We start from the raw sequence: 12,731 nt of genomic DNA, 5'->3' as shown, positions 1-12,731 counted from the left end.
TCTAGTCGAGCCTGTGTCATCAGGACGACGTTTATACGGCTTCCTATGCGGCCGCTCACTATATCGTGCAGATTGCGAACGATGCGAAAGACCCGATTGACTTCGGATTTTTCCAACGACCGACTGCCATTGAAATCGCTCGTCGGACTGGGCGTGGGGCTGATATCCCCGAAGCCCTTGCCGATGAGTACCACCGCGCAATTGCGCAATGGTCGAGAATGTAAGCCTTCATTGGCACGCGGCCTGGGACCAATCCATGCTGTTGTCCGCAGCGGCGGCACTAGCCGTTGCGAAAGGACATATCGATGTCGACAAAGCGTTCCTGAACCTGGACGCCGACTGGATCACGAAGATGAACAACTGCGAGTTCGATTAAGCTTTTGCGACGGCAGAGGGTATGATTTCGACCCGCGTTGATTACGTTGCAAATGATGTTAGAATTGAATTGATAGAAATATTGTTTTGCCGAGTTGAAAATGAACATGTGCAATCTGAGTGAACCTGATCGCGAATTTCGCTGGGTGCCTTGCCGCCGCCGGTGCTCCCGAACTTTCGTTAGTGCTCTTTTCGGATCGGCGATCTCGCTCATGGGAATTACTGTTGCCACCGGACAACAAGCTGACAAGCCTGTCCGCACGGCTCAGGCTCCACAATCCTCGTCCAGCCTGCCCCCAACCCTGGCGGAGCCGCCGGCCGCCTCCTCCGCGGCGGCATGCGATGCCAGCTGTGTCCACCGAAGCGCCGATGCTGCAGCGCAGGCTTGCGTACCGCTAATCGAGGCTAAGGCGCCGCTTGATTACGACTGGCTGTCGCGGCCGTTCGGAGGAATGTTCACCCAAGCCGAGCAGCCGGGTGCCGACGGCATCGTCCGCTATCGCGGCGACGCCATCCGCGTGCTCACGATGCAAAATCAATGGATCCGCCACGCCTATGAGTGTGCCTACGATCCGGTCGCGCGCAGAATCGTGGATGTCGAGATCCGGCCAGGCCGACTGGTGCCGCCAGCGGATGTCGCGAACTTCATCGCCGATATTCTGAAAAAGCGGCCGGGTGCTCAGGTCACGACCACGCCGATCGCCAAGGAGCCCGGAGCCCAGGTGGGACTTCCCCCAACCCAGGCGAAGTCGCCCGCCGCGCCCCGCCGGGCCTACGGGGAGCGCGACGCCATCACTGTAACCCAATCAAAGCTCCACGGCTTGCAGATCGATTCGGAGACCCGAATCGCGCAGTCGAAACGCAAAATAGAAAACTAAGTCACCATTTCGCCGAGATAGAAGATGCGTGTGGGAGTAGCTTGATCGCTCGACCATCATCGCTCTTGGCAACTCGGTCAGACAACTGCCGCCCACCGTCATGCCTCAGCCTGTGAGCCTGCGCTTGGCTTTCCGCCGCAACGGCAGAGGAAAAGACCATCTGCGCAATCGATCGGACTAGGAGATACCCGTGTTCTTTGGTTTTCGGAAACGACGGTCCCTGCAGCAGATGCTGGATACAGTTGCCGCTTGCGGCCTCTCGCTTCGCGAAGGCGTCTCCGCGGAGGCGCTCTATCAACCGAGGACTCAATGGGAGCCCGAACGATCGGTTGCGACCATCGAGAAGGGTGGATTTGAATCGCTGCTGATCGCGATGGGCGATGATGGTTACGATCGGGCAACCCATGTCTCGCTCGATCCGCCCAGCGATGATGTCTGGCATTTCGACTTCGAGTTTATCGAGGACCACGGCGCCTATAAGACCATCGTCAAGAGGCTTTGCCGCATGACCAAGGGCATTCTCTCCTTGAATGAGATTGAGGACTACGTCGATGTGGAGGAAGGCGTCGCCTGGGTCGAGATGAAAAGAGCCGGCAGGACCGAGCGGATCGAGCTCACTGTCAACAATGATTGGACTGACCCAAAAATCTTCCTGGAGATGCAGGAGCGTCTGAAAACAACGGGCTCTTCGCGCCGCTTTGCCATGCAAAGCCTTGGCCAAGATTGCCTTATCGTTTGCCAGACGCCGGAGAACCTGAAGGCGCTCCATCGCGCCACCGGCCTTCGCTTCATGTTATAACGAGTCGGCTCGATCTCTGAGCCAAGGCGTTCCGTCCATTGGCCATCTCGTCTGTACCCGGAGAGATGATGTGTGGTCCGCGCCTCAGCGCACCTTGGGCACTCTAACCATAACCAATCTCGCTGAGCGCATCGCAAATCACTCTGATCTGCAAAAATATCGGAGCGTTCTTTGGAATCTCTTTTAAATACTTTGCATTCTTTCTGATCATCTCCTCGGACGCTTCTTAGCCTCCTCAAGATATAACTTGGCCTTACCTCGGTTTCCGAGGTGCTTGTGGAAGAAAGCCAACAACTCGAACCTTCGCGGCGATCCATAATTTCCCGCCCCAAAATTCCTATCTGCGTTTGACTTCATCAGATCGACGCACCGTGTCGTTCAGCTCATCGAGGTCAGGAATGATATCCCTTGATACGCGTTCGCAAATATCATTCACAACGATATTTAGGGCGCAGCCCTCGTCCGCTAAGTGCCATGCAGAGATATCCATTGTCGGTGGCGACTGTAGAACAGTTCATTGTGCCCGGAATCTGGATCAGCGGGCAATAGCCACGGTCGGCGAGGCGCTACGCGGCGACGTCCGCGTAGGCCTGATCGAGCTCGATGCCGAGGCCTTCGACGAGCCGGTTCATATAGTTGAAGAGCGCCACCGTCGCGACGAGGTGGTAGTACGCTTGGCCGTCCCATCCGCAGCAAAGACCGCATTAACGTCGGACTTCGTCACGCTGTCAGACCGCTCGGTGAGCTTAACCGCGACCGCCAGCACGAGCCGCATCTTCGCCGGAATGTCCGTCTGCGCATCGTCGGCCAGCAGTGCTGCGACCGCCCCTTGCGGAACACCGAGACGTTCGGCTGTCGCCGTGCGCACGCCGTGGCAGTATCGGCAACTGTTCAGACCCGATACGTAGGCCGCGATCATCTCGCATTCGGCCTCAGTGAATGGCGATGCCCGTGCAGTAGCGCATCGTGAATTCGAGCGGCGAACGGTTCATCTCCGGAAACGTCTTGAAGACGTCGAGCAGCGTGGCCTTGGCGGGCAACGACGGGAGATGAGCCATGGAGATCCTTTCCGGCTAGTCGCGGATCGAAAGGCGCGGTGCGATCCATTGCATCATGCGGCGTCCAAACAGCCCCCCGAGACTGACGAACATCACTGCCGTCCCGATGTTGAACATGATGATCATGAGTGTCGCATCTCCCGAATGGAAGAGCGACAGGGCCGTCGCGGTGATCGCCGCCACCGACAGGCTGCCCATGCAGGTCACCGCGGTCGGACGTAGCGGTGCCGCGTAGCGCAGCATGACGAGCATCGCGAGCGACAGCGGCAGGCTGGTGAGCACTAGGGTGGCGAGGCAACGCGTCGCCTCTCCGATCGAGACGCCGTCGGGGCCGAACGAGACCCAATCGCCGAGGCACTGGTAGCCGATGTTCGCCAGCCAAAGGACGACTGCCGGCGCTGGCAGAAAGAGCCACAGGCGCGACCGGTCCGGCAGGCTCACCAGGAAGGCGGCGACTGCGGCGAGCATGCCCGTCAGGATCGCTCCGGTCATGCCGGCGGCGAACGATGGATCATGAATCCGCGTCGCGAGATCCGGACGGATCCCCTGACTGACCGCCAGGAGACCCACGACGACCGCCGCGAGCAGAAGCCAGCAGGCAGCGCGCATCACCGGAGAACGCAGCCGGCGTACCGGCTTCAAGTTCTTCGAAAGAGATTCGATGAGATCAGGTGTCGCAATCATGGCTCGCTCCGATCGCCGAGAATCTTCCGCAGGCTCTTCACCGCCCGGTGCACGTTCACCTTCAGCGCCGCGATCGACATGCCGCTCTCCGTCGAGGCCTCCTTCAGGGACATCTCCTTGAGCTTGAGTAGCTGTACCGCCTTGCGCTGCATTGGGGGAAGCTCGTCGATCGCCTTTTCGAGTTCGTGTCTGTCGGATCTCTCTTCAAGGTTCGCCTGAGGCTCGGCGAAGGTTTCATGTTCGGGCATCAGCGGCGTTTCCCGATCGCGCTTGCGTCCCTGCCGCCGGAGCCGGTCGATGAACCGCCGGTTCGCGATCGTCACCAGCCACGGACCGAACGGCCTTGTCGGATCGAACGTATGCCGGATCGCGTGAACGGTCAGCAGGATGTCCTGCACCGCGTCCTCGACGTCGCTCGGGTCGCGATGGCGGCGCGCCGCCAGCGAACGCAGGTACGGAGCGATTTCCCGAAGCAGGCGCTGATAAGCCGACCTGTCGCCGTCCTGGGCATGAGCCATCAGGATCGCCCAGTCGGAGTCGCGGGCGGCGGGCTCGCGGGCGGCCGGCGCAGCGTCGCCTTCGCTTCCGACGAGCCTGAGCCGCGGAGGACGACCGTTTCGCTCGGTCATGGACGGCCTCCGTCAGGGACCCTGCGCCGCCAAAGCGATGCGGCGAGATGATCGAGCGAAAGCTTGCCGGGACCGAGCGCCATGAGGGCGACGGCGAGCGCCGCCCACGGCAAATGGAAATTCGCCCAACCCTCCGGCACGACGAGTTGGATCACCCCCGTCATGACCAGGAGCGCAAGCGCGCTGAAGCGCGTCGCGCCCCCCAGGATCAGCAAGACCGGCAATACGATCTCCGCGATGCCGTCGAAGTACGCGAACGCGGCGGGAAAAGGAAAATCGTACGCGTGTCCGAAGATGTGCAGCTTGAACTCGTCTTCGAAAAGGAACGACGCCGCCGGCGACAGGGACAGGAAGCCGTCCCACTTCGTCAATCCGGATTTGAAAAACGGCAGTGCCAAAGCGACGCGCAGCAACGGCGGCGCCACGACGAGGGCGACCTGCGCGAGGCGTTCCGTCGCCCCACGCACGACGTCCTCGACGGTAGAGATTGTCGCGAGCGAACTCATGGCTTCAGCGGCTCCCGTGCGGTCTCGAAGCCGATCACCGCGCCGACCTGGATCATGTCCGTCAAGTTCGCCGCCAGGTCGAAGCCCGGGTCGGCGACGAGCGCTTGTTCGAACGCGGCCAGCACCGACCTTCCGGATGCGAGCGCGTGGATGAACTCCGGACTACCGTCCGGAATCGATCGGACCTCCACGTCGGCGTCAGGCCGGACAACGAGCGCGTTTTCGCCGCCGGCCGCCAAATCGACCGGACCGGGAACGCCGCCCTCGACGTTCATCTGCCAGATCGTCAGTGCCGGAAAGCGCGAGCGGACGACCCGGACGGACGGATGCAGCACAAGACTCATGGCGGGAAGCCGGTCCGGATCGATCTCGGCAAACGCCGAAGGACCGACCGGCGTGGACTCGGCCGAATGGTAAGCCTCGATCCAGGCCCTCTCGATACGCGCCACGTCGGCCAGATAAGGCAACACGGAGGCGGGTTCGACCTGGTCGATGAAATCGGGTAGGCCCGCGCCATAGTCGAAGAGCATCGGCGACCGGGGCAAATCGCCGACGACGAAGGCGCGGGCCAAGGCGAGGAAGAATTCCGATCCGACGATGCGATGCACGGCGGGGTAAGCATCCCGCAGTGTCTGCGTCAGGCCGACTATCACGTTGTTGCGGTAGACGGCGAAACGCCTCGAGCTCGGTTTGCCGTCCGGCCCGACCACGCCTGCCGGCGCCGGAAGCGCGGGATCGATCAACGCGGCCGCGAAGCCGCGCTGCAGTTCAGCAAGCGACGGCATGGCGTGGCCTCTCCGGCCGGTTCAAGGACATGATCGCCTCGGCCCGCTTCGCTTCCGCGGCGAGCGTCGACCAGGCGGGCACTTGTGCATCCCACTCGATCAGCGTGGGCACCGGGCCGACGAGCCGCACTGCGAGCTCATAAAGATACCAGACGGCATCCTCGACCGGGCGATCGTGGGTATCGATGAGAAGTGGCCTGCCGGCCTCGTCCGCATGCCGGTCGTTCCCGGCGAGGTGGATCTCTTGCACGCTGGCGAGCGGATAGCCTTCAATATAGGCGACCGGGTCCCACTGCTGATTGGTCGACGCGACGAAGACGTTGTTGACGTCGAGCAGCAGGCCGCAGCCGCTGCGCCTCGCCACTTCGGCGATGAAGTCGGTCTCCGCGTAGGTGCTCTCGGCGAACGCAACGTAGGTCGACGGATTCTCCAGAAGCATCTGACAGCCGAGAGCCGTCTGGACCTGGTCGATATGCTCGACGACACGCTGGAGCGTCTCGGATATGTACGGCACGGGAAGCAGGTCGTTCAGGAAACCTGCGTCGTGCGTCGACCACGCCAGATGTTCGGAAAACAGGCCGGGTCTGTAGCGCTGCCGGAGCAATCTGAGCCGCGCGATATGGTCCTCGTCCAGCGGCCTGTCCGCGCCGATCGAGAGTCCGACGCCATGAAGGGACAACGGATAGCGCTCCCGGATCGCCGACAGATAGCGATGCGGCGGACCGCCCGCGCCCATGTAATTCTCCGCATGCACCTCGAAGAAGCCGATGTCGGGCGCCGTATCGATAATCGTGCGGTAGTGCTCGGCCTTGAGGCCGACGCCGGCACGCGCTGGTACGTGATCTTCTAATGACGACGAGTGAAAGCGCATAGTGATCTCGAGGATGGAGGGCGGGCCGCCGCAGCCCGCCCGGGATTCGTCAGGCCTTCGGGGTGAGACTTCCGGCGCCCTTTGGGGTGTTCATGGTCGTGCAGGTGCCCTTGGGCTCGAGTTTGAACGCGTTACCTTGATAGTCGACGGTGCTGGTGCCGGCGCAGGTCGTGCCGGCTCCGGCGTAGCAGTCGTTTTGGCCCTTGAGCGCCACGCCAAAGCACCTCTCCATTTTGCCGCCCTCCATCGCCTTCATGGTCTGGGCCTGCTTCTCCTTCATCATCTTTTCCATGTCGGCCTTGCTTTGCGCGGTGGCCGATGTGGCGGCGAGCGTTCCGACGGCGACGGCGAACGCGCCGGCGACCATTGCATTGAGCGTGCGATTGGACATTCGAGTTCCTCCGGGTTCGGGCGACTTTGCGAAGTGCATGGTCGCTGGTCCGACGGGGTGATCTTCCCGTCTGTATCGATGTTCGTGGCAGCGCCCGAAAGGTTACCTCCGCGGACGCCCGCGGCGTCACCCACCGCCTTCCAACCGTGCGTCGAGCCACACGATGTGCGCCTCGAGCGAGATATCCATCGAGGACGTGATTTCGAGACGCCGATCCTCGAAGACGTTGCAGTCGGAATGCGCCGCACGCCAACGATCGACCGCGGCGTCGCGTTTGTGGAGAAGCCGCTCGATCTGCGGTCTGAACAGAACCAGCATCGAAGTGATCCAGCGGTCGAGGGGGCGCGCCCCGCCGACGGCAAATCCATCGAGCATCGCGATCACGTCGCCCGCGCAGTACCACGTCTCCGCCGTCACCCAGCGGTTCGTGGTGAACAGTCGCTCCGGCATGCCCGTCGGCGTCATCGAGATCGCAACGAGATGGGACATCGCAGTGCCATCTTCTGCGGATCGTGAGCTGTAGCCATCGAGTTTCGCCGGAACAACGCCAGGCGGCATTCCCGCCGCGCCCATAAACGCGTGGAAGTGGGCATAGTCGGGTCGCTCCCGGTCGTCCAGGGCGTGCGCGTGGAAGAAGAATTGGGAATGAGTATCCGGATCGCGCACGTCGTCGCGTGGATAGTGTTCCCACTCAACGAACTCCTCGCTACCGCGCAGGGCCTCCACGACCAGGTTGCTCCCGCTTTCGTGAAGCTCGCGCATGCAATCGACGACGGTCTCCGCTGCGGTCGCCATGCGCGACAGTATCTCCGGCGAAAGGATCGGCGCCTCGTCAGCAAAAGGTACCTTCGCCTGTCGAACGATCATGATGAACCTTGAAAGCCTGAATGGCCGAAGACGGCGTCATCTCGCGATGCCCGCCGCCTTCTCCATTCGATCCTGCAACATCGCTGAACGAGATACGTCAACGAACCCGCGTTCGTTACTTCCTGGCGGCGCAAGGGTTTCCCTTCGGCGCGCACGGATTCCCCTTCGCCGCGCACGGATTGGCGGCTTTTTTGGCCTTCGGCCCACACGGATTGGACGACTTCGTCTTGGGCGCGCAGGGGTTCGCCCCCTGGGCCGCCGCCGGGACCGGTGTCGACGCAATCATGCCGCCGACGGCAGCGATCGATCCCAGGGTCTGTAGTGTCTTCTTCAGCGTAGGCATGCGTTTTCTCCTCGGGTTGAAAATCGACGGGCGTCACAGACGCGTCGTCACGTTCACCAGCCATTCCGGCATGGCGTTCGTCAGGGAGGTCTCGACGACCTTGTCGAGACCCGTGAGCACGAAGAGCCCGATGCCGAAGAAGGCGGCCCCCATGAGCGGTTTGCCGATGCGGGAGACGCGCGCCATCCAGTCCCGCCGCACCATGATCGCCTGGCGCGAACCGTAAGCGAGCGCGAGGATCGGCGTCGCCGCACCGAGCGCGAAGGCCACCATGGTCGACGCCGCCCTCCCGAGATCGTCGCCTTGCGTTGCGAGACCGATCGCGGCGCCGAGCGTCGGCCCCGAGCACGGCGACCAGATCACGCCGAGCACGGCGCCCAGCGCGAACTGCCCCCAGATGCCGGACGGCTGTAGCCGGTCGAGCAGAACTTGGCCCCTGCCGGCGATCGGAGACGCGATGGAGGCCACCTTGCCCTGCAGCGCCGGCACCAGAAGGACCACGCCGGCCGCGCCCATCAGGGCCGCGACGGCGAGCCGTAGCGTCTCCGGATCAATACCGATGTTGAAGCCGACCGAGGCGAGCGCAATCCCCACTGCGGCGAACGAAACCGCCAGCCCCGCGGCAAGCGCGACTGGACCCCACAGATGCCGCTCGAGCGCGCCGAACAACACGATCGGAAGGATCGGAAGCACGCAAGGCGAGAGCGTCGACAGCGCGCCGGCGGCGTAGCCCAACGCTAGATTTGCGGACACCTCAAAAGGCCTTCGCCACCAGCGAACGAAGCGAGCCAGGATCGGTCTCGCCGGTGGATCGAGCGACCTCCTTCTGCCCCTTAAACACGATCAGCGTGCTCTGCTGCGTAACGCGAAACTGCCGCAGCACGTCCTTCGCGGTGTCGAAATCGACATCGTACACGACGAGATCCGGACGTTCCTTCTCGATCGCCTGCACAATCGGCTTCTGCTGCTTGCAGGTCGGGCACCACGGCGCGGTGACGTCAACGAGGACCGACTTGCCGGCGGCCTGAGAGGCCTGGAAGGCCTTGGCGTCGAAAGGCTCTCCGGCGTTCACGAGCGAGGGCATCGCGACGACCGCGGCGAACAGGATAGTCTTGCAAAGGACGTTCGAGGACATGAGGTGGGTTCTCCTTGGGCGTTGAGACGTCTCGACGCCAAGGTTCGCCGGCCACGAAGAAAGGTTACGCGGGAATCGGAAAAATATCGGACGTGCCTGTGCGCGTGTCTCGAACTATGGTCGCCATCGGGGCCATCACTGAAAGGACACCGAATTGAGCGATCTCGTTCCCCTCGTGCCGCGCCAAGCCGTGCCAGCGCTGCGCGTCGATCTCGCCGGCGGCGGACAATTCGATCTCGCATCTGAAAAGCCGGCCAACTTTACGCTGCTCGTCTTCTATCGCGGCCTTCATTGCCCGATCTGCAAGATGCAGTTGAAGGACCTCGAGTCCAAGCTCGACGAGTTCGAGAAGCGCGGCGTCTCGGTCGTGGCGCTATCGACCGACGACAAGGAGCGGGCGGAGCAGACCCTGCAGACGTGGGGATTGTCGCGGCTGCGTATCGGCTACGGAGTTTCCCTCGACGCGGCCCGCCACTGGGGGCTCTACGTATCGTCGGGGCGCGGAAAGACCTCGGCCGGCGTCGATGAGCCCGCGCTGTTTTCGGAGCCTGCCATCTACCTGGTGAAGCCGGACGGCACCCTTTACTTTGGCAGCGTGCAGACCATGCCGTTCGCGAGGCCGCATTTCTCGGACATCCTGACGGCGATCGATTTCGTCGTGAAGAACAATTATCCCGCTCGCGGCGAAGTGGCGGACCTCCGTAAGACGGCGTAGCGGGTCGCCAGCTCTTACGTTCTGCTCAGATAGGCGATGAGGTCGTCCGCCGCTGCGGACGACCAGTCCGCATCGCCCGGTATGTAGCCGACGACCGCGCCTGAGCTCGAGACGGCGTAGGTGATCGGCATGCCGTAGAGCGCGAACGGCGCCTTCTTGGCGTTGTCGCGGTCCGAGTACGCCACGTACCCGTTGGGATCGAGAAAGATCGGAAGCGCCTTCAGATCGAGCGACTTCACGAAGCGCGCGACCGTTTCGCGCGGACCGCGGTCTTCCGAAATCGCGACGACATGCACCCTACCCCGCCAGGCGTTTCGATACAGCCTGTCGAGAGCGGGCAACTCCATGCGGCAGGCAGCGCACCACGATGCCCAGAAGTTCACGAGGAGTGGCTTGCCGAGCAGCGACGATGGGTCGGTCGTGCCACCACCGAGACGGAATAGCCTGACCGACGGCAGCTGCTCTCGAGGGCGGACGATGGTGAACTGGTATCTTCCGGATTCGAAATTGGGAACGTCGTCTTCGACCGCGGCGGCCTCGCCCGACGCGAGTCCGGCGGCCATGCTGGCCAACGCGCGCAGCAGGAGCGTGCGACGCGACGGCATCCGCGCCGCACCTGGACCGGCGCCGGTGCCCTCCTGCTTCAAGCGATCTCCTGTACCGATAACGCCGGCGACGATTGAGGGACGGCCGGTCGGAACGCGATTAAAAAGAACAGCGGATTGGGCAGCCAGTACAACCATCCAATCGACGGTTCGCGGGTCCCGTCTGGAAGACGCAGGTCGAGCCACACGTACAGGAACTTGTAGACGCAGAACCCGGGAATCCAATTCGGCTTTAGCCGCGAAGTCTTCAGGTACTTCCGCGCGATGTAGTAGTTGCCCTCGAAAGGTGTGATTCCGAAGAATCCGATCGGCCCCTCCGCGATGACCTCGCCGCTCGCTCGATGCGTGATCCGGACGTGGCGCGACATGCTCCGACTTTCCGTACGATACCTGCGGATTGGTTCGCCGCATCCTGCGAAAGGTTACCTGCCGTCGCGCGCGAAGTGTGGCGTAACCATCTCGCCCCTCCCGTCGAACGGTGCGGTGACGGTTCGTCGCCGACGGACAGATGGAGGAGATGCGATGACGACAGGAAATTGGATGAAAGGAATGGTGGCAGGCTTCGTAGCCACCGTCGTTCTTTCTGGCCTCATGGCGATAAAGGCGATGATGGGCGTGATGCCCGAGCTCAACCCGATCAAGATGGTCGCCGACATGCTCGGTGCATCGCCGGCCGTAGGCTGGGCGATGCACTCCATGATTGGAACAGTGCTTTGGGGCACGCTGTTCGCGTGGCTGAACACTAGCCTCCCCGGCGAGAGCCACTGGCTGAGAGGCATCGTGTTCGCCGTCGGTGCCTGGCTCATCATGATGGTCGCGATAATGCCGATGGCCGGCGCCGGCTTCTTCGGATCCCATCTCGGGATGATGGCACCGGTCATGACCTTGATGTTGCATATCGTCTTCGGCTTCGTTCTCGGCGCCGTCTATGTGCTCGAGCGGCCGGAAGATACCAGTGCCCTGCAGGGCGCGCGCACCTGAAACGCGGATCGAGTAAGCAGCAAACATGACCCTCGATTCCACCATTCGGTGCCCGAACTGCGGCAACGAGTCGACCGAGCGGATGCCGACGGACGCCTGTCAATTCTTCTACGACTGCAGGCACTGCGGCGTCCGCTTGAAGCCCAAGGACGGCGACTGCTGCGTATTCTGCTCTTACGGAACGGTGCCGTGCCCGCCGCGTCAGGACTCCGAGGCTTGTTGCAGGCAAGCCTAGCGTCTCTGCTTCACGGCGGGAAGGCACCTGACCAGGTCCCTTAAGGAACGTTCCGAATGACTTCGACGCTTCAATTCGACGTGAAGGCCTGCGTCTTCGACGCTTACGGCACCTTGTTCGACTTCGCCGCCGCAACACGTGGCTGCCGGGACATGCTCGGCGCCGACCTCGACAAGCTGACCGTCCTCTGGCGCGACAAGCAACTTCAATACACCTGGTTGCGCGCGATACAGCGACGACATGCGGACTTCTGGCAGGTGACGGGCGACGCCTTGGACTATGCCCTTGAGACATTGAAGATCGATCGGCCAGGCCTTCGCGACCGCCTCATGGACCTGTATCTGAAACTCGAGGCTTTTCCGGAGGCGCCTGACATTCTCCGGCGATTGAAGGCGGCAGGCCTCAGGACGGCGATCCTTTCGAACGGATCTCCCGCGATGCTTGACGGGGCCGTCCGGAACGCAGCCATCCACGAATTGCTCGACGCGGTGCTCTCGGTCGAGGAAGTCGGCGTGTACAAGCCCGACTCCGCTGTCTACCGCTATGCGGTCGACCGGCTCGGGATTCCGCCGGAGCAGATTTGCTTTCTCTCGTCGAATTCGTGGGACGCCTATGCGGCGTCAGCCTTCGGCATGAGGGTCGTCTGGTGCAACCGGTACGCACAGCGGCCGGAGCGCCTTCCGGGCCGACCGGACCGGGAAATCCGGACGCTCGCGGGTCTTTCGGAACTGATCGGGGTCGCCACAGGCAGCTAGAGGGCGGCCATTCGCGAAGTTTTTCGCCAAGGGCGACGTAACTTCGAGGGGATCGCAACGAACTGAAGGTCGGGCCTCCGTGTCCGCTAGGTGCCTTCCATGGCGCCGGGCGGGCTCGA

Annotated in this window: 19 protein-coding genes; 6 read left to right on the top strand and 13 right to left on the bottom strand. The window is 62.6% G+C overall.

Annotated elements, in window-relative coordinates:
• Positions 1-587 precede the first annotated feature (587 nt).
• Together ACP7AL_RS10450 and ACP7AL_RS10445 are read left to right on the top strand one after the other, a co-directional pair.
• Positions 588-1,253 (top strand): hypothetical protein, encoded by a 666-nt coding sequence (locus tag ACP7AL_RS10450; protein ID WP_024921585.1) that lies wholly within the window; start codon positions 588-590, stop codon positions 1,251-1,253.
• Between the two features lie 190 nt (positions 1,254-1,443).
• Positions 1,444-2,052 (top strand): hypothetical protein, encoded by a 609-nt coding sequence (locus tag ACP7AL_RS10445; RefSeq protein WP_152544210.1) that lies wholly within the window; start codon positions 1,444-1,446, stop codon positions 2,050-2,052.
• A 628-nt stretch (positions 2,053-2,680) separates the two neighbouring features.
• On the opposite strand, the gene ACP7AL_RS10440 is transcribed toward ACP7AL_RS10445, so the two are convergent.
• The 11 genes from ACP7AL_RS10440 to ACP7AL_RS10390 all read right to left on the bottom strand — a co-directional run bounded on the left by ACP7AL_RS10440 (position 2,681) and on the right by ACP7AL_RS10390 (position 9,321).
• The gene (locus ACP7AL_RS10440; RefSeq protein ID WP_244434409.1) at positions 2,681-2,971 is read right to left on the bottom strand and encodes a hypothetical protein; all 291 of its coding nucleotides are present in this window, start codon (positions 2,969-2,971) and stop codon (positions 2,681-2,683) included.
• A 13-nt stretch (positions 2,972-2,984) separates the two neighbouring features.
• Positions 2,985-3,110, bottom strand: a complete 126-nt coding sequence (locus ACP7AL_RS10435; protein ID WP_275451126.1) for a hypothetical protein — start codon at positions 3,108-3,110, stop codon at positions 2,985-2,987.
• Positions 3,111-3,125: 15 nt separating this feature from the next.
• Entirely contained in the window at positions 3,126-3,794 is a 669-nt protein-coding gene (locus tag ACP7AL_RS10430) for an NrsF family protein (protein WP_024921587.1), read from the bottom strand.
• A complete protein-coding gene (locus tag ACP7AL_RS10425; protein WP_024921588.1) occupies positions 3,791-4,423 on the bottom strand; it encodes a sigma-70 family RNA polymerase sigma factor in 633 nt (210 codons plus the stop codon). Before ACP7AL_RS10425 ends, ACP7AL_RS10430 begins: the two co-directional genes overlap by 4 nt.
• Positions 4,420-4,929 (bottom strand): DoxX family protein, encoded by a 510-nt coding sequence (locus ACP7AL_RS10420; protein ID WP_024921589.1) that lies wholly within the window; start codon positions 4,927-4,929, stop codon positions 4,420-4,422. Before ACP7AL_RS10420 ends, ACP7AL_RS10425 begins: the two co-directional genes overlap by 4 nt.
• Positions 4,926-5,714, bottom strand: coding sequence for a DNA-binding domain-containing protein (locus ACP7AL_RS10415; protein ID WP_024921590.1), 789 nt, complete (start codon positions 5,712-5,714; stop codon positions 4,926-4,928). The genes ACP7AL_RS10420 and ACP7AL_RS10415 overlap by 4 nt, the downstream gene beginning before the upstream one ends.
• Complete coding sequence (locus ACP7AL_RS10410) at positions 5,698-6,585, bottom strand: DUF692 domain-containing protein (RefSeq protein WP_024921591.1); 888 nt, start codon at positions 6,583-6,585, stop codon at positions 5,698-5,700. Before ACP7AL_RS10410 ends, ACP7AL_RS10415 begins: the two co-directional genes overlap by 17 nt.
• A 49-nt stretch (positions 6,586-6,634) precedes the next feature.
• Entirely contained in the window at positions 6,635-6,976 is a 342-nt protein-coding gene (locus ACP7AL_RS10405; RefSeq protein ID WP_024921592.1) for a BufA1 family periplasmic bufferin-type metallophore, read from the bottom strand.
• A 126-nt stretch (positions 6,977-7,102) separates the two neighbouring features.
• Positions 7,103-7,843 carry a DUF6969 family protein gene (locus ACP7AL_RS10400; protein WP_024921593.1) on the bottom strand — a complete coding sequence of 247 codons (741 nt, stop codon included), beginning with the start codon at positions 7,841-7,843 and terminating at the stop codon, positions 7,103-7,105.
• Between the two features lie 376 nt (positions 7,844-8,219).
• Positions 8,220-8,939 (bottom strand): cytochrome c biogenesis CcdA family protein, encoded by a 720-nt coding sequence (locus ACP7AL_RS10395; protein ID WP_024921595.1) that lies wholly within the window; start codon positions 8,937-8,939, stop codon positions 8,220-8,222.
• 1 nt (position 8,940) lies between these two features.
• On the bottom strand, positions 8,941-9,321 hold the full coding sequence (locus tag ACP7AL_RS10390) for a thioredoxin family protein (RefSeq protein WP_024921596.1): 381 nt from the start codon (positions 9,319-9,321) through the stop codon (positions 8,941-8,943).
• A gap of 154 nt (positions 9,322-9,475) precedes the next feature.
• On the opposite strand from ACP7AL_RS10390, the gene ACP7AL_RS10385 reads away from it, so the two are divergent.
• On the top strand, positions 9,476-10,036 hold the full coding sequence (locus tag ACP7AL_RS10385; RefSeq protein WP_024921597.1) for a peroxiredoxin-like family protein: 561 nt from the start codon (positions 9,476-9,478) through the stop codon (positions 10,034-10,036).
• A 14-nt stretch (positions 10,037-10,050) separates the two neighbouring features.
• On the opposite strand, the gene ACP7AL_RS10380 is transcribed toward ACP7AL_RS10385, so the two are convergent.
• Together ACP7AL_RS10380 and ACP7AL_RS10375 are read right to left on the bottom strand one after the other, a co-directional pair.
• Complete coding sequence (locus ACP7AL_RS10380; RefSeq protein ID WP_024921598.1) at positions 10,051-10,683, bottom strand: TlpA disulfide reductase family protein; 633 nt, start codon at positions 10,681-10,683, stop codon at positions 10,051-10,053.
• On the bottom strand, positions 10,680-11,009 hold the full coding sequence (locus tag ACP7AL_RS10375) for a hypothetical protein (RefSeq protein ID WP_024921599.1): 330 nt from the start codon (positions 11,007-11,009) through the stop codon (positions 10,680-10,682). The genes ACP7AL_RS10380 and ACP7AL_RS10375 overlap by 4 nt, the downstream gene beginning before the upstream one ends.
• Before the next feature lie 154 nt (positions 11,010-11,163).
• Here ACP7AL_RS10375 and ACP7AL_RS10370 point away from each other — a divergent pair, with 154 nt between their 5' ends.
• From ACP7AL_RS10370 to ACP7AL_RS10360, 3 genes are read left to right on the top strand one after another with little or no spacing between them, the layout of a single operon-like run.
• Positions 11,164-11,622, top strand: coding sequence for a DUF6789 family protein (locus ACP7AL_RS10370; protein ID WP_024921600.1), 459 nt, complete (start codon positions 11,164-11,166; stop codon positions 11,620-11,622).
• Positions 11,623-11,647: 25 nt separating this feature from the next.
• Positions 11,648-11,857, top strand: coding sequence for a GDCCVxC domain-containing (seleno)protein (locus ACP7AL_RS10365; protein WP_081758540.1), 210 nt, complete (start codon positions 11,648-11,650; stop codon positions 11,855-11,857).
• A 56-nt stretch (positions 11,858-11,913) separates the two neighbouring features.
• Positions 11,914-12,612 carry a haloacid dehalogenase type II gene (locus ACP7AL_RS10360; RefSeq protein WP_024921601.1) on the top strand — a complete coding sequence of 233 codons (699 nt, stop codon included), beginning with the start codon at positions 11,914-11,916 and terminating at the stop codon, positions 12,610-12,612.
• Positions 12,613-12,731: the final 119 nt, after the last annotated feature.

Origin of the sequence: Afipia sp. DC4300-2b1 (genome assembly GCF_049895725.1) — a bacterium.
In the GTDB taxonomy this organism is placed as follows: Bacteria; Pseudomonadota; Alphaproteobacteria; order Rhizobiales; family Xanthobacteraceae; genus Afipia; species Afipia broomeae.
Note: the sequence above shows the minus strand (reverse complement) of the source record. Positions and strands in the feature narration are given on the sequence as shown.